Below are 17,501 nucleotides of genomic sequence, written 5' to 3' on the forward strand. Positions count from 1 at the left end.
CACCCGAGGACCATAGTAGCCTCACTCAGCGCTTGAACTCAGGAGTCTATGCATGTCCGTCCGTCGCACCAAAATCGTCGCTACCCTTGGCCCGGCCAGTAACTCGCCGGAAGTTCTCGAACAGCTGATTCTGGCTGGCCTGGACGTCGCCCGCCTGAACTTCTCCCACGGCACCCCCGACGAGCACAAGGCTCGCGCGAAGCTGGTGCGTGACCTCGCTGCCAAGCACGGCCGCTTCGTCGCCCTGCTGGGTGACCTGCAAGGCCCGAAAATCCGTATTGCCAAATTCGCCAACAAGAAGATCGAGCTGAAGATCGGTGATCAATTCACCTTCTCCACCAGCCATCCTCTGACCGAAGGCACCCAGACCATCGTCGGCATCGACTACCCGGATCTGGTCAAAGACTGCGGCGTAGGCGACGAGCTGCTGCTCGACGACGGTCGCGTGGTCATGCGCGTTGATACCGCCAATGCCACCGAGCTCAATTGCACCGTGCTGATCGGCGGCCCGCTGTCCGACCATAAAGGCATCAACCGTCGCGGTGGCGGCCTGACCGCTCCGGCCCTGACTGAAAAAGACAAGGCCGACATCAAGCTCGCTGCCGAGATGCAAGTCGACTACCTCGCCGTGTCCTTCCCGCGTGACGCCGCCGACATGGAATACGCCCGTCAACTGCGCGATGAAGCCGGCGGTACTGCCTGGCTGGTGGCGAAGATCGAACGCGCCGAAGCCGTGGCTGACGACGAAACCCTCGACGCGCTGATCAATGCATCCGACGCCGTCATGGTGGCTCGTGGTGACCTGGGTGTGGAAATCGGCGACGCCGAGCTGGTGGGCATTCAGAAGAAAATCATTCTGCACGCGCGCCGCCACAACAAAGCTGTGATCGTGGCGACCCAGATGATGGAGTCGATGATCCAGAACCCGATGCCGACCCGCGCCGAAGTGTCCGACGTAGCCAACGCCGTACTCGACTACACCGACGCCGTGATGCTCTCGGCTGAAAGTGCTGCTGGCCTGTACCCGCTGGAAGCGGTGCAAGCCATGGCGCGCATCTGCATCGGCGCTGAAAAGCACCCGACCAGCAAGACCTCCAGCCACCGCATCGGCAAGGTTTTCGAAAGCTGCGACCAGAGCATCGCGTTGGCGGCCATGTACACCGCCAACCACTTCCCGGGCGTAAAGGCGATCATTTCCTTGACCGAAAGTGGCTACACGCCGTTGATCATGTCGCGCATCCGTTCCTCGGTGCCGATCTACGCGTTCTCCCCGCACCGCGAAACCCAGGCCCGCGCGGCCATGTTCCGTGGCGTCTACACCGTACCGTTCGACCCGGCATCGCTGCCGCCTGAGCAAGTCAGCCAAGCCGCGATCGACGAGTTGCTCAAGCGCGGCGTAGTCGAGAAAGGCGACTGGGTCATCCTGACCAAGGGCGACAGCTACCACACCATCGGCGGCACCAACGGGATGAAAATCCTGCACGTTGGCGACCCGATGGTCTGAGTGACCGGTTGCTGAAAAACAAAAGCCCCGCCATGTGAATGGCGGGGCTTTTTGGTTTCTGGATCCGGAAGATGTGTTGCCTGGGCGGGCCTCATCGCGAGCAAGCTCGCTCCCACATTGACCGGTGTTGTTTACAAATCATGTGACCACCACAAAACCCTGTGGGAGCGAGCTTGCTCGCGATGAGGCCTGCCCAGGCAACGCGAATTTAGTGGCGTTTGATAAACCCGGTCAACGCCGCAATCGCTTCCGGCGAGCGCAGCCGTTGGGTGAACTGTGCGCTCTCTTCTTCTATTACCTTGCGCAGTTGTTCGCGGTCCGGGGCTTTCATCAATTGCTTGCTGATACGCACCGCTTGCGAAGGCAGCGACTCGAAACGCAACGCCATCTCCCGCGCCTTGGCCAGCGCCTCTTCGCCACTGCCCAAAGCTTCGGTCGCAATCCCCCACTGCGCGGCCTGCTCACCACTGAAACCTTCGCCCAGCAGCAACAATTCAGCGGCTTTGGCATGCCCGAGCAATCGCGGCAGAAGCAGGCTGGAACCAAACTCCGGGCATAACCCGAGATTTACGAACGGCATCCGAAGGCGCGCATCGCGGCTGACATACACCAGATCGCAATGCAGCAACATCGTCGTGCCAATGCCCACGGCTGCACCGGCCACGGCGGCGATCACCGGTTTGCGGCATTCGAGCAGGGTGAGCATGAACTGAAACACCGGGCTGTCGAGGTTGCTCGGCGGTTGCTGGATGAAGTCGGCGATGTCGTTGCCAGCGGTGAAGCACTCGGCAGAACCGGTGATCAGCACGGCGTTGATTTCAGGGTCGGAATCCGCCAGTTGCAGCGCTTCGGCCAAGTGGCTGTACATGGCGCGGGTCAGGGCGTTTTTCTTGTCGGGACGGTTGAGGCGCAGGGTCAGCAGGCCGCGCTCACGTTCAAATCGGATGGCATCGCTCATGGTCGGTCTCGCGTCTGAAAATCAGCGCTCAACCGCGGAGAACAAAGACATCCGCCAGCAGTTGATTACGCGGCAATCCCGCCAGGTACAAGCGCCGGGCAAAGGCGTCGACGCTGTCAGGGGCCCCGCAGAGTAAGGCCAGGGTTTGCCGTGAAACAAGCCGCAGTTGCGCCAAAGCCTCTGGCAACTCGGCCGCGGTCCACAGTTCAATGCTCAGGTTCGAGCGGCTGGCGGCCATGGCCTGCAGGGGCTTGGCCAGGTAATGCGCCTCGGCATCATGGGCCAGGTGAATGACGCGAATGGCACCTTGGTGATCTTGCCGTAGCGCTTCACGCAAGATACCGAACAACGGCCCCAACCCCGTGCCGGCGGCCAACAGCCAAAGCGGTCGGGTGTTCCAGTCCGCGTCGTAATGCAACGCCCCGCCGCGCAACTCGCCGAGGCGGATCGAATCGCCGATTTTCAGCTGGCGGGCCGCGTCGCTGAATTCCCCCGGATGGCGACAATCGAGATGAAACTCCAGAAAGCGGTCTTCTTCGGGCAGGCTGGCCAATGAATACGGGCGCGCCACGTTGCCCGCCCACAACACCAGATGCTGCCCGGCGCTGTAGCGCAAAGGGCTTTGAGGGGTCAGGCGCAAACGCAACACGCTGGCGCTTAACCAATCGACAGCCGCCACCTCGGCCGGGCGGCCATCCTGCTGAGGATCGAAGGTGTGCACCTGCAAGTCCTCGACCACCTGACACTGACACGCCAGGCGCCAGCCTTGCTGGCGCTGGTCTGCGCTCAGGGCGTCGGGGCGGCTGTCACTCGGCAGCCCTTGGACACATTGCACCAGACAGGCATGGCAGCTGCCGGCGCGACAGCTATAGGGCACCGATACGCCGTTCTGATTCAACGCATCGAGCAGATTGCTGCCCACCGCCACCGACCATTGGCGTTCGCCGACCCGTAACTCAGGCATCGACGTTCTCCCACGCCGCCGCGCAACGATTGCGGCCGTCACGCTTGGCGCGATAAAGCGCCTGATCGGCGCGCTGCAAGGCTTCATCGAGATCGTCGCCCAGTTCGAGCAACGTCATGCCCGCCGACAAACTGAGATGGGCGACGTTGAGTCCGATCAGTTCTACATCGGTGAACGCAATGCGCAGCCGCTCGCAACAGGAGGTCAAGCGCTCGGCGTTGCAATCGGGCAACAGCACGACGAACTCTTCGCCACCGTAACGGGCCAGAACATCGCCATCGCGCAGGCAGGCGGTGGCCACGGCGGCAAAGGCTTGCAGCACCTGATCACCGGCGGCATGGCCGTGCACATCGTTGATTCGTTTGAAATGATCGAGGTCGATCAGCGCCAGGCCATGCATGACATCGGCGTCCATGGCCTTCAGCTCACGGGAAGCCAGGCGTAGGAAATGCCGGCGATTAAACAACCCGGTCAGTTCGTCGGTGGCCACCAGGTCTTCGAGCTGGCGCATCATCCCGCGCAGGGTGTCCTGATGCGCCTGCAAGGCAAATCGGCGCTGACGCATGCGTTGGCGGGAGGCCTGGACGTGACGGGCATAAAGTTCCAGCCAGACCAACACGATGAGCAGCACGCACACCTGCAACGCGGCCAGCGCCGGGTCGGGTAACTGGAAGTGGTAGCCCTCCCACAGCGTGATCGCGCTGAAACTGAAAAACACCAACAGCGCGCACCGCAAAAAGGCCATGCGCGAAAGATGGAACAACCCGAACAGCAGAATCAGCACGTAAAACACCAGGAACGTGCCGCGTGCCTCGTCCAGATGGGCGATCAGCCAGGTTTGCCAACCCAGCCCCAGCAACACCTGCGCTTCCGTCAGGCTGGGGTCGGAAAAACGCAGGTTGCAGCCACTGTAAAACACCGCAAACAACGCCGCCTGACTGATGACCACCAGCGCACTGCCGATGGCCACGTTGGGCAGGGATTCATCGTAATGACCGGTGAAAAACGCCAGCCACAATAGCAGCAAAGCCAGGGCGTAGGTGCCGGCTGCGAGGGCAAAGCGTTTGAGCAACAAGCGCTGGATGGCGTTATGGGTCAATCGTTGACTCACCGTGCGAAGGGAGGCTGCTTGAGTGTCCTACTCTACAGACCGACTGCCACTTTAGTAGTGTGCCTGATAAATGACCATTCAATTTTTAGTGCGGAAAACTGGCGTCAATGCCATGACTGCGCGTGTACACCATTTCCCCTCACCCTAACCCTCTCCCCAGGGGGCGAGGGGACTGACCCAGGTGTACTTTCGAGTTACATCGACCTGAAAGTCCGAGTCGAACTCAGGTTCTGAAAGGCCCCCAATCTGCTCCCTTTCCCCCTCTCCCCCGTGGGGAGAGGGCTGGGGTGAGGGGTGGATCTCACAATGGAAATCCAATTCCCCCCAACCACCCCCAACCCTATACGACCAACGATTGACTACCGGCGGGTGTGCCCGGAACCGAGGCGCGTTATACTGCCGCGCCTTTTTAGCGTCGCGCCAGCAGCCCCGGCGTGCCTTGTAAAGGTGCTTGCAACCGACCGATGCACCCAAGCTGCAAGCACCTTATTGAATGTTCCCGTCTTTTAGAGGAGCGCGACTCATGACCGTGATCAAGCAAGACGACCTGATTCAGAGCGTTGCCGACGCCCTGCAGTTCATTTCCTATTACCACCCCGTTGACTTCATCCAGGCGATGCACGAAGCCTACCTGCGCGAAGAATCGCCAGCGGCCCGTGACTCCATCGCGCAAATCCTGATCAACTCGCGGATGTGCGCCACCGGCCACCGCCCGATCTGCCAGGACACCGGCATCGTGACCGTCTTCGTTCGCGTGGGCATGGACGTACGTTGGGATGGCGCCACCATGGGCCTGGACGACATGATCAACGAAGGCGTGCGCCGGGCTTACAACCTGCCGGAAAACGTCCTGCGTGCCTCGATCCTCGCCGACCCGGCGGGCGCTCGTAAAAACACCAAGGACAACACACCGGCCGTTATCCACTACTCCATCGTTCCGGGTAACACCGTGGAAGTGGACGTGGCGGCCAAGGGCGGCGGTTCCGAGAACAAGTCGAAAATGGCCATGCTCAACCCGTCCGACTCGATCGTCGACTGGGTTTTGAAAACCGTTCCGACCATGGGCGCCGGCTGGTGCCCACCGGGCATGCTCGGCATCGGCATCGGCGGCACCGCCGAGAAAGCCGCCGTGATGGCCAAGGAAGTGTTGATGGAATCCATCGACATTCACGAGCTGAAAGCACGCGGCCCGCAGAACCGCATCGAAGAAATGCGCCTGGAGCTGTTCGAGAAGGTCAACCAACTGGGCATCGGCGCCCAGGGCCTGGGTGGCCTGACCACCGTGCTCGACGTGAAGATCATGGATTACCCGACCCACGCCGCTTCGTTGCCGGTGTGCATGATCCCGAACTGCGCCGCCACCCGTCACGCGCACTTCGTGCTCGACGGTTCCGGTCCGGCCTCGCTGGAAGCGCCACCGCTGGACGCCTACCCGGAAATCGTCTGGGAAGCCGGCCCGTCGGCTCGTCGCGTCAACCTCGACACCTTGACCCCGGAAGAAGTGCAGAGCTGGAAGCCGGGCGAAACCGTCCTGCTCAACGGCAAGATGCTCACCGGTCGCGACGCCGCGCACAAGCGCATGGTCGAGATGCTGAACAAGGGTGAAACCCTGCCAGTGGACCTCAAAGGTCGCTTCATCTACTACGTCGGCCCGGTTGATCCGGTGCGCGAAGAAGTGGTGGGCCCTGCCGGTCCGACCACCGCGACGCGCATGGACAAGTTCACCCGTCAGATCCTCGAGCAAACCGGCCTGTTGGGCATGATCGGCAAATCCGAGCGCGGCCCGACTGCAATCGAAGCGATCAAGGACCACAAAGCCGTTTACCTGATGGCAGTCGGCGGCGCGGCTTACCTGGTGGCACAAGCCATCAAGAAATCCCGCGTGGTGGCTTTCGCCGAACTGGGCATGGAAGCGATCTACGAGTTCGACGTGAAAGACATGCCTGTGACTGTTGCAGTCGACAGCAAGGGTGAGTCGGTACACATCACCGGTCCTGCCATCTGGCAGAAAAAGATCAGTGACAGCCTGGCGGTGGAAGTGCAGTAAGCGCTTCAGCCTGCCACTACGGCCGGGTCGTCTTATAGATGACCCGGCCGTTTTTTTTGGCAACGGTTTTACCATTCGCGATAAAGCGCCGTGCCGTCCACCTTATTCGTTCTAAAAATATCGGCCTTACCTGTCACATCTGACAGGTCACGCAGCACCTTGATCTTGTTAGCGTTGCTTCATCACGCAACTCCAGGATCAACCCCATGGAAGACCAAGCCTCCCTGAGCATTACTGAACCCTCCATCGCCAAGAGTGCTTCCATTGCCACGATTGGCAAAAGTTGGGGTTCGGTCGGCGTAACGGGCAGTGCCTCGTTCGAGTTGCCGCTGCCCCTTTCAGCAGGACGCGGTTTCGACCCCTCCATGGCGCTGAGCTATGACAGCCAGGCCGGTAACGGTACGTTCGGCTTTGGCTGGGGTTTGGGCATCAGTGCCATCACTCGCCGGACCCGCAACGGCGTGCCCGATTACCTTGCCACGGACATCATGATCGGCCCCGGTGGCGAGGAGTTGATGCCCGAGCTGGATGACGAAGGCAAGCCAAAGTCCAGAATCGAGACTCAATACCGCAAGCTCCCCATTGGTGAGCACCGCGTTGTGCGCTACTGGCCACGGGTCGAGAGTTCGTTCGATCTGATCGAGCTGTGGCGTTCTGACGTCACCCCTCAAGGATTCTGGCTGGTGCACGGTGCGGACGGCAGCCTGCATCTTTATGGCAAAACCGAAGCCTCCCGTCGGGCAGCCCCTGAGGCCGAAGACCGGGTGGGCGCTTGGCTTCTGCAGGAAAGCATGAATACCCATGGCGAGCACATTTGCTTCGAATACAAGCCAGAAGAAACTCATGATCCAGACGATGCACATGACTACAGCACACAGCGTTACTTACAGCGTGTGCTTTATGGCAATTTTGAGGCAAGCAGCCACTTGTATGGCTGGAACGTACTGAAGCTGGCACCACCTTCGTGGCATTTCCACCTGCTGTTCGACTACGGCGAACGCACCCCCGACCTGGAAAAGAAACCGCTCTACGGCCCACCGTTTGATGCTCCCGGCGAGGGTTTTGGTGAGTGGCAACTGCGCAGCGACCCCTTCCACAGCTACACCTATGGTTTCGAACTGGGCACCCGACGCCTGTGCCATCAGGTTTTGATGTTTCACCATTTCCCCGAGCAGTTGGGCCCGAAACCGGCGCTGGTTCGTCGATTGCTGCTGCAATACCAAACAACATCACTGTCCTACACCCAACTGGTGGCCGCGCACTATCAGGCGTACGACGCCAGCGGTGCCGTGGAAAACATGCCACCGGTGGAATTCGACTATTCACGCTTCGAACTCAATAAGCAGTCGAGCCCGTTTTTCCCCTTCGAAAACATGCCCGGCATCGAGGACGGCGCGCACCACCAATGCGTCGATCTGTTCGGTGAAGGTGTGCCCGGATTTATCTGTCGTTACGACCAGAGCTGGTATTACCGCGAACCCTTGCGCGCGCTGACGGGGGCCGATGACATCCACTACGGTCCATGGACAGAACTGTCCCGAATTCCTGTGGCCGATCGCAATCAACCGACTTATCAGGCGTTGACCGATCTGACCGGCGACGGTCGGCTCGACTGGATCCTCGCCTCACCCGGCATGAGCGGTTTCCACACCCTCAACCCCGATCGCAGCTGGTCGGGGTTCATTCCCTTTACGGCGTTCCCGGTGGAGTTCTTCTCCACGTTTTCACAGTCTGGCGATTTGATGGGCGACGGGCTCAGCTCGATGGCGCTGATCGGCCCGCGAAGCGTGCGCCTGTACGCCAATCGGCGTGAGGAAGGTTTCGCGCCGGGCCAGGAAGTCGAGCACAAACCGGACACCGATCGCCTGCCGCTGTTCAGCAACTCACGCACCGAACTGGTGATGCTGGGCAACTTGCTGGGCAGCGACATGACCGAGCTGTGCCGCATCCGTCACGACGAAATCAAATGCTGGCCGAACCTCGGCCACGGTCGGTTCGGCGAGGGTTTTGTCATGAGTGCCCTGCCCTTCGACTACGCGACATTCGACGCGGCGCGGGTGCGGATTGCCGACCTCGACGGCTCCGGTGCACCGGCACTGATTTACCTGAAGTCCGATAGTTTCGAGATCTATTTCAATCGTGGCGGCAATGGCCTGGAACAGATCCCCGTCACGATCCCTTGGCCCGACGGCATTCGCTACGACAACCTGTGCCAGGTCACCCTCGCCGACCTGCAAGGCCTGGGTTGCGCGAGCCTGATCCTGACTGTGCCGCACATGAAGCCGCGGCACTGGCGCTACGATTTCGTCAGCGCCAAGCCTTACATGCTGGTCGCCAGTAACAACAACATGGGCTGCAGTACGCAGGTGGTGTATCGCAGTTCCGCGCAGGAATGGCTGGATGAAAAGAATCGGATACTCAAGTTCAAGCGTTTACCGATTTGCTACTTGCCGTTCCCGGTGCCCGTGGTCAAGCAACAACGTCAGCTCGACGAAATCACCGGCAACCGCCTGAACCAGTTTTTCCAGTATTCACAGGGTTATTACGATGGCCGCAACCGAGAGTTTCGCGGCTTCGGCCTGCTGCGCCAGACCGACAGCGAAACCGGCACCAGTGAAGATGACATCGGCTTCACCGCCCCGGCACTGGTCTGCACCTGGTTCCATACAGGACGGCTGATCGACCTGCCACGCGATGGTTACTTTGATCGTGATCCCGAAGCCCTTGCCTTGAAGCCCACGTTGTTTTGCCAGTATCACCGCAACGACCATTTTGATGATCCTGTCCCGCCCGCCGACGAAGCCACCGTCCATGAAATCACCCGCGCCCTCGCAGGTTCAGTGCTGCGCGTGGAGACCTACGCCGCCGACGATGACTTGGCCACAGCGGTGCCTTTCGCCGTGGAGGAAAGTCGTTACAAGGTCCGCGAACTGCGCAAAAAGGGAGGTCATGACGCCTACCCGATCATGCTGCCCTTGCAACTGGAGAAGATCAGCTATCAGTACGAACGCTTCGAGAATGACCCGCTGTGCCGTCATGAAATCTCGTTGAGCCATGACGAGTGCGGTCTGCCCAACCATTCCATCACCGTCAGTTACGCACGGCGAAGGACCAACACCGAGATAGAAAACCCCTTCGAAGATCCCGACGAAAGAACATGGTGGTCGGATGCCCACGACCCGGCCCAACAGTCCTACTACTTGAGTGAATCCCGCGCCACATTCATTCACCTGAAAGAGAGTCTGCAAGGCTGGCGACTGGGCCTGCCTTATCTGCAACGTGGCAATGCATTGGTACTGCCCAAGAAGCCAGCTTCCGGGGGGCTCGCCCCCGCAGACATTTCCTATGAAGGGTTGAACAAGCTGTACGCCTCGCCCGAATGGGCCGCTAAGCGGCTGCTGACCACGCAGTCGGTAAATCGCTACTTCAAGACTGACGACCGGACAGTGCTTGCCGACGGCAAGGCCGATTTCGAGGCACTGCGGGCACCGCTGGAAATTGCCCAACTGGACAAGACAGCACTGCAAGCCTACGACACGGTGCCGTCGCTCGTTATTCGGGACGAACTGGCAAAAATCGGCTATTCGGCCATGCCTCTGGTGCTGGGGGTAGACGAGGAGGCAGACAAAAAAGAGGACCAGGAAAGAAACCTATGGTCGTCCCGGTATGGTTTTGCCAAGTACGGCAAGCTCGATAGTTTTTACAAAGTGATGGAGTACAACGAAACGCCCAGTTACGGCATCACGACAGCCTGCTACGACGCCTACTGTCTGCTGCCGAAAAGCATCACGCAGCCGGACGGGTGCGAAGCCCGTTTCGAATATGACTATCACGCGCTGCAACTCAAGCGCAGCATCGATGCCAATGACAATGTCGAGGAGGCCCTTTACGAGCCGTCCGGACAACCCCTTGCCATCAGTTTTCATGGCACTGAAGACGGCGAAGAAATGGGGTTTCGCCCCCTCGACGAACACGAACGTCCTGCGGACCATCGTCCGGACCCTGCCATCGAAAATCCCAAAGGCGCCCTGCAAAAAGCGGCCAGTGTATTGCGCAAGGACCTGTTCAGCTGGATGGGCGAACTCCCCCATTCCGTCAGGCAGACACCTGACTGGCTGGCCACCTGGATTGCGCAAGGTGACGTGTTACCCAGCCTGCACATTCGCGCCAGCGCCCGACGTCGCCTGGCCCGACTCACCTCCCTGAGCGAGCCGGAGCAAACGCTACTCGACCTGATCCACGCCGCTCATCGCGAACCGGTGCACAGCGTTGTCCTCACCGCTGACCGCTATTGGGATGATGAGCTGCAGCAAATCCAGATCGTTAAAGCTTTCGTGGATGGCTTCGGCCGGCCACTGCAGATCAAGCAACTGGTCGAACCCGGCCTGGCGTTTGTGGTGGAAAACGGTGAGCTGGTGATTGAAGACGGCAAGCCAAAGGTCGCGCACGCCGACCCGCGCTGGCGCGTCAGCGAACGCGTGGAATACAACAACAAAGGCCTGGCTGTTCGGGTATTTCGCCCTTACTTCGCCAATGGGCACCGCTATATCAATGACCATTCCTTCCGTGAGTCTGGCCATCACGATCAGAACTTTTACGACGTCCTGGGTCGCCAGAAAAAAGTCATCAACGCCAAAGGAGATGTCGCGCTCGAGATCATCCACCCCTGGTACACCACCAGCCTGGACTTTAATGACACCTACGTCGCGCCGCCTGAAAGTGAGTTGAAGGCAGGCAAGCCATGACGACCGGGGTCCATTGGCGCACCCCGAACCTGACGGTCATTGATAGTCGGGGCTTGCCGATTCGCCAGGTTTCCTACTTGCGCAAGGTCGATGGCGGGTCGCTGGAAACCCTGATCTCCCGCCAGCGACATGACGCCGCCGGGCGACTGCTCGAACAATGGGACCCGCGACTGTTCGGTGTCGTCCCCAACCTGGCCACCGTCTACCGCCTGTCCGGCGAGCCGTTGAAGGTAGATTCCGTCGACGCCGGCTGGCGCTTGAGCCTGCCAGGCTTGGCCGGGGAAGTGTTGGAGCGTTGGGACCAGCGTGGCAGTCATTGGCGCACCACCTACGACCCTCTGTTGCGCCCGCTCGCCATCGAGGAAAACGCTGAGCCAAACGTCGAAACCTTTACCTATGCCGATGCCTCCGCCGACCCCGCCCGCAACCGGCGCGGTCAGTTGACCGAACACCTCGACCGCTCCGGCACCTTGAGTCTCGACAGCTACAGCCTGCTGGGACAGCCACTGCGCGAAACCCGAACCCTGGTCGAGAACAAGCCACACCGCAGCAGCCAAAGTTACAGCCCGCTCGGCAAGCTGTTGAGCCAGACCGATGCCGGTGATCACCAGCAACAGTCGCGTTACGACGTCGCCGGGCAGCTCAAGCAGGTTCAGCTGCGGATAAAAGGCAGCTCGAACTGGCAGCCAGTTTTGAAAGACGCGCAGTACAACGCTGCCAGTCAGATCATCGAACAACGCGCCGGCAATGACGTAGTCAGCAGCTGGACCTACGACCCGGCCGATGGCCGCCTGTCCACGCAGCACGCGCAAAAAAACGCCGAGCCGGCGCTGCAAAAATTCGAATATCTCTACGACCGCGTTGGCAACATCACCCGCATCGAAGACCTCGCGTTCAAACCGATTTACTTCGCCAACCAGCTCATCGACGGCCACCGCGACTTCACCTATGACTCGCTGTACCGGCTGACCAGCGCCAGCGGATACGACGATGCGCCACCATCGGATATTCCGGGCCGGCCCCTGCCCGGCGACCCCGGCAATCGGCTCAACTACCAACAAGACTATGAATACGATCGCGGCGGCAACCTGATCAAGCTGCGTCATGTGCGGGCGGGTGCCTCACATACCCGCGAGATGCGCATCGACCTCACCAGCAATCGCGGTGTGCGCTGGAAAGAGGGGGATCCTGTACCCGATTTTCCTGAGTTGTTTGACCGCCACGGCAACCTCCTGGACTTGCAACCGGGAAAAGCCTTGCGGTGGAACAACCTGGATCAACTGGAATCGGTGACGCTGGTCAAACGCGCCAACGGCCCCAACGACGAAGAGTTCTACCGCTACAGCCAGGGCATGCGCGTGTACAAACGGCATGAAACCCACACGCCGTCACTGACCCACTTTCAGGAGGTGATCTACCTGCCGGGGCTGGAAATCCGCACCCGCGACAACGGCGAGGAACTGCACGTCATCACCCTGCCCAGCGGACACGGCAGCGTGCGTTGCCTGCACTGGGTCAGCGGCAAACCCGCAAAAATTTCCGCCGATCAATTGCGCTACAGCCTCAATGACCATTTGGGTTCCAGCACACTGGAACTCGACCAACAGGTGCAAGTGATCAGTGAGGAAGGTTATTACCCGTTCGGCGCCACCGCCTGGTATGCGCGGGGAAGTGAGGTGGACGTCGACTACAAAACCATCCGCTATTCGGGCAAGGAAATGGATGACAGTGGGTTGTATTACTACGGTGCGCGTTATTTCGCACCGTGGTTGCAGCGTTTGGTCAGTGCCGACCCGTCGCAGGCTGACGGACTGAACAGGTATGCATACGTGCAGAACAACCCGATGCGCTATGTGGATCCTGACGGGAAAACCAAAGCCGAAAGCGTGATCATGCTTTATTCGGGGTTTATTTCTGCCGTCGGTGGACATGCCGAGCAGACACTGGGGCAACTCCACAACATCATCCAGCAGAAGAGCCCCATACGAAGTCTGGCAGCGAATATGGCGGGCGAGGTAGCAGGGGGAATCGCTGGCTATGAGGGTGGCCTTAAAGGTAGTGGGATAGCGGGCGCTGTTCTGCCAAATGCCCCTCATACCATCCAGTTCACGGATCCGAACTCGCTGATCGGCGGTAACGCAGGTGGGGATGTGGGCGGCGCGATGGCAGCCCCGATAACGACCAGCAATAGTTGGTTTGGCCCACTTATTCCGCAAACCTCGAATATGTCCGTTGCTGCGATTGATCGCCAGTTAGGCATCCCTGATGCCGTTAACGAAATCAACAGCTGGAAAGACGTAAAGAGTGAGCTGATCAACCCGGCGCTCAACGCAGTCCTCAACCCTGAATTTATGATGAACAGGGTGATGGCCTCATGGATATCGATAATCCCGGGCGCTCTCAATATGTTTGCTCGCGCCATAGAAGCCGAAGACATCAAGAACCGGCTCGATCCGGTCAAGATCGGCAAAATCGAAACAATGCTCAGCGATTGGAAAACGGCTATTGAGCAGCGTTCGGCCTGGAGCGAAGCGGCCTTCGATGCATTGGGAACCGACGTTGTCTTCCTTCCCAATGCCAACAACATGGCATCCGGAGAAAACTCGGCACCGATTAACCGGTCAGCCTTGCGCCAGCAAACCAGCGCCGTCCTTGCCGACATAAAACACGCTCGAGGAGTGATCGCCGCCTACAAAGAGATGGGTACCACGGATAATCAGTTTTTAAGACGGCAAGCTCATCCGGCCCCCGCAAGTCGCTCCAGGTTGGTCAACTGGTGGAATAATGGATAGTTCTGTCTATTGGCGTACGCCCTCGCTCACGGTGAATGAAAGTCGCAAGAAGCGGCATCAAACAGGCCAGAAACCTGGCGGGCAGAGTCTCGCAGCACCTCATTGAAAAGCACGCCGCCTGACGTGCCCGGCAAAAACCGATTGGCCGCCGTCACTCCATGTTATGGTGCCGGCCCCGACCTTTTATGCGTTTGCGACAAGCATGCTGCCGACTTCCCGTACGTTGCGTTTGACGCTTTATACCTTGCTGATCGTCGCCGGTGCCGCGCTGGCAGCAGGGCTCGCCATGCGTCACACCGAGCGCCAGGCGCTGGTCGAAGACGCCGCCCGTGCCAATCAGCAATTGGCGCTTTATGCCAATTCCCTGCACACCCTGATCGATCGCTACCGCGCCCTGCCCGCCGTGCTCGCGCTGGACCCGGAGTTACGCGCAGCCCTCAAGGGTTCGGTATCGACTGAACAGCAGGACGCCCTGAACCGCAAACTGGAAAAGATCAACGGCGCGGCGCAATCCTCGACCCTCGAATTACTGGATCACACCGGTCTGGCCGTAGCCGCCAGCAATTGGCGTTTGCCCAGCAGTTACGTCGGTCACAACTATGGCTTTCGCCCCTACTTCAGCGAGACACGCACCCAGGGCACCGGGCGTTTTTACGCAGTGGGCGTGACCAGCGGGATTCCCGGTTACTTCCTGTCCAGCGCGGTCACCGGTGACGACGGCCAGTTCCTCGGCGCGATGGTGGTGAAACTCGAATTTCCGGAGCTGGAGCGCGAGTGGCGTCAGGGCAGCGACACGCTGCTGGTCAGCGATGCACGAGGGATTATCTTCATCGCCAACCAGCCGGGCTGGCGCTATCGCCTGTTGAAACCGCTGAGTGACAGCGATCACGCCGAACTCAAGGTCACCCGCCAATACGATAAACAACCGCTGACACCGCTCGAGTATCAATCGGTGCGGCGCTTCGACGACAACAGTGATCTGACGCGGGTCGTGGGTCCGGACGGCACGGCGAATTACCTGTGGGAATCGCTGCCGCTGAGCACTGAAGGCTGGACGTTGCACCTGCTGCGCCGCCCGCAAGTTGCGTTCGAAGACAGCCGCAACGCCGGGCTCGCCGCCGCCGGGTTGTGGCTGGCCGTGGTGTTTCTGTTGCTGTTCCTCAATCAGCGCTGGCGTCTGGCCAAGCTGCGCCAGCGCAGTCGCGAAGAGCTCGAACAACTGGTGGAAGAGCGCACTCGCGACCTGCGCACCGCTCAGGACGGTCTGGTGCAATCGGCCAAACTCGCCGCGCTCGGCCAGATGTCTGCCGCGCTGGCCCATGAAATCAACCAGCCCCTGACCGCCCAGCGCATGCAGCTTGCGACGCTGAGGCTGCTGCTCGATCACGGTCGGGTCGATGACGCTTACAAGGCACTCAAACCGGTGGATGACATGCTGACGCGCATGGCCGCCCTCACCGGCCACCTGAAAACCTTCGCCCGCAAAAGCCCCAGCGGTTTACGCGAACGCCTGGACCTGGCGGCAGTGGTCGACCAATCGTTGCAACTGCTCGACACGCGGTTGCGCGATGAACAGGTCAGCACGGTGCTGCACCTGACGCGCCCGGCGTGGGTACGTGGCGATGCGATTCGCCTGGAACAGGTGCTGATCAATTTGCTGCGCAATGCCCTGGACGCCATGCAGGACAAACCCTGCAAACGCCTGGAAATCCGTATCGAAGCCGACGAACAACTCTGGCGTCTGACGGTGGCTGACAACGGTGGCGGCATTGCCGAAGAGCACTTGGCCAACGTGTTTGATCCGTTCTTCACCACTAAACCGGTGGGTGATGGCTTGGGCCTCGGGCTGGCCGTATCCTTTGCCATCGTTCACGAATCGGGCGGACGCCTGAGCGCCGACAATCATGCAAACGGCGCGGTGTTCACCGTGACCTTGCCCATCGACCTGGAGGCCCCTGGCTCATGCTGAATTCAGTGATGGTGGTCGACGACGAAAGCAGTATTCGCAGTGCCGTTGAACAATGGCTGAGCCTGTCGGGGTTCGAGGTGCAATTGTTCAGCCGCGCCGATGAGTGCCTGGCGCAGCTGCCGAAGCATTTCCCCGGGGTGATCCTCAGCGACGTGCGCATGCCTGGCATGACCGGCCTGGAACTGCTGGCCGAGGTTCAGCGGCGCGATGCCGACTTGCCGGTGATTCTGCTGACCGGCCATGGCGATGTGCCGATGGCGGTCGAAGCGATGCGCGATGGCGCCTACGACTTCCTTGAAAAACCCTTCAGCCCCGAAACCCTGCTCGGCAGTCTGCGCCGTGCGCTGGACAAGCGGCGGCTGGTGCTGGAAAACCGCGCCCTGCACGAACAGGCAGACAACCGCGCCAAACTCGATGCGACGTTGCTGGGTGTGTCCCGTGGTTTGCAGACGCTACGTCGGCAAGTGCTGGACCTGGCGACGTTACCGGTCAATGTGTTGATTCGCGGTGAAACCGGCAGCGGCAAGGAGTTGGTTGCCCGTTGCCTGCACGACTTCGGTCCACGTGCCGACAAACCCTTTGTGGCATTGAACTGTGCGGCGATCCCCGAGCAGTTGTTCGAGGCCGAACTGTTTGGTCACGAGAGCGGCGCGTTCACCGGCGCCTCGGGCAAACGCATCGGCAAACTCGAATACGCCGACGGCGGCACGCTGTTTCTCGATGAAATCGAAAGCATGCCATTGGCCCAGCAGGTGAAATTGCTGCGGGTGTTGCAGGAGCAGAAGCTGGAGCGGCTAGGCTCCAATCAGAGCATCCGCGTGGATTTGCGGATCATCGCCGCGACCAAACCCGATTTGCTCGACGAGGCCCGGGCCGGACGCTTTCGCGAGGACCTGGCCTATCGATTGAACGTGGCCGAGTTGCGGCTGCCACCGTTGCGCGAGCGGCGTGAAGACATTCCACTGTTGTTCGAGTCGTTTGCGCACAATGCCGCCGAGCGTTTGGGGCGCACTTTTCCACCACTGAGCGGCCCGCAGTTGAGCCACCTGCTGAGCCACGACTGGCCGGGCAACGTGCGCGAATTGGCGAACGTGGCTGAGCGACAAGTGTTGGGACTGGGCGAGCCGGAACCCGTGGGGATTGATCCTGGGCAATCGCTGGCAGCGCAGCAGGAAGCGTTTGAAGCGCATTGTCTGCGCGCGGCGTTGACCCGGCATAAGGGCGATGTGAAAGCGGTGTTGGAAGAGCTGCAACTGCCGCGCCGGACGTTCAATGAAAAGATGCAGCGGCATGGGTTGAGTCGGGAGATGTTCCTTACTGACAACTGATTTTTGTGGGCATCGACGGCCCCATCGCGAGCAGGCTCACTCCGACATTTGAACCGTGTACACCGCCCCCCTGTAGGAGTGAG

At 60.2% G+C, this 17,501-nt stretch carries 9 protein-coding genes; 6 read left to right on the forward strand and 3 right to left on the reverse strand.

What is annotated here, in order from left to right; all coding sequences use genetic code 11:
• Positions 1 to 52: 52 nt before the first annotated feature.
• Positions 53 to 1,504, forward strand: a complete 1,452-nt coding sequence (gene pyk, locus ABH912_RS14055; RefSeq protein WP_033057558.1) for a pyruvate kinase — start codon at positions 53 to 55, stop codon at positions 1,502 to 1,504.
• Positions 1,505 to 1,712: 208 nt separating this feature from the next.
• Here pyk and ABH912_RS14060 read toward each other — a convergent pair whose 3' ends face one another.
• From ABH912_RS14060 to ABH912_RS14070, 3 genes are read right to left on the reverse strand one after another with little or no spacing between them, the layout of a single operon-like run.
• Positions 1,713 to 2,462: an enoyl-CoA hydratase-related protein gene (locus ABH912_RS14060; RefSeq protein WP_033057557.1), complete on the reverse strand. Its 750-nt coding sequence runs from the start codon at positions 2,460 to 2,462 to the stop codon at positions 1,713 to 1,715.
• A 28-nt stretch (positions 2,463 to 2,490) separates the two neighbouring features.
• A complete protein-coding gene (locus ABH912_RS14065) occupies positions 2,491 to 3,426 on the reverse strand; it encodes an iron-sulfur-binding ferredoxin reductase (protein ID WP_429510930.1) in 936 nt (311 codons plus the stop codon).
• On the reverse strand, positions 3,419 to 4,525 hold the full coding sequence (locus ABH912_RS14070; RefSeq protein ID WP_429510931.1) for a GGDEF domain-containing protein: 1,107 nt from the start codon (positions 4,523 to 4,525) through the stop codon (positions 3,419 to 3,421). The genes ABH912_RS14065 and ABH912_RS14070 overlap by 8 nt, the downstream gene beginning before the upstream one ends.
• Positions 4,526 to 5,060: 535 nt before the next feature.
• Here ABH912_RS14070 and ABH912_RS14075 point away from each other — a divergent pair.
• The 5 genes from ABH912_RS14075 to ABH912_RS14095 all read left to right on the forward strand — a co-directional run bounded on the left by ABH912_RS14075 (position 5,061) and on the right by ABH912_RS14095 (position 17,418).
• Positions 5,061 to 6,584, forward strand: a complete 1,524-nt coding sequence (locus ABH912_RS14075) for a fumarate hydratase (protein ID WP_007945624.1) — start codon at positions 5,061 to 5,063, stop codon at positions 6,582 to 6,584.
• Between the two features lie 206 nt (positions 6,585 to 6,790).
• Positions 6,791 to 11,329: a SpvB/TcaC N-terminal domain-containing protein gene (locus tag ABH912_RS14080; protein ID WP_429510932.1), complete on the forward strand. Its 4,539-nt coding sequence runs from the start codon at positions 6,791 to 6,793 to the stop codon at positions 11,327 to 11,329.
• Positions 11,326 to 14,121, forward strand: a complete 2,796-nt coding sequence (locus ABH912_RS14085) for an RHS repeat domain-containing protein (protein WP_429510933.1) — start codon at positions 11,326 to 11,328, stop codon at positions 14,119 to 14,121. The genes ABH912_RS14080 and ABH912_RS14085 overlap by 4 nt, the downstream gene beginning before the upstream one ends.
• Before the next feature lie 202 nt (positions 14,122 to 14,323).
• Positions 14,324 to 16,090, forward strand: coding sequence for a sensor histidine kinase (locus ABH912_RS14090; RefSeq protein WP_033057611.1), 1,767 nt, complete (start codon positions 14,324 to 14,326; stop codon positions 16,088 to 16,090).
• On the forward strand, positions 16,084 to 17,418 hold the full coding sequence (locus ABH912_RS14095; protein ID WP_429510934.1) for a sigma-54-dependent transcriptional regulator: 1,335 nt from the start codon (positions 16,084 to 16,086) through the stop codon (positions 17,416 to 17,418). Before ABH912_RS14090 ends, ABH912_RS14095 begins: the two co-directional genes overlap by 7 nt.
• Positions 17,419 to 17,501 lie beyond the last annotated feature (83 nt).

Source organism: Pseudomonas sp. BT76 TE3572 (assembly GCF_050435365.1).
GTDB lineage: Bacteria > Pseudomonadota > Gammaproteobacteria > Pseudomonadales > Pseudomonadaceae > Aquipseudomonas > Aquipseudomonas fluorescens_W.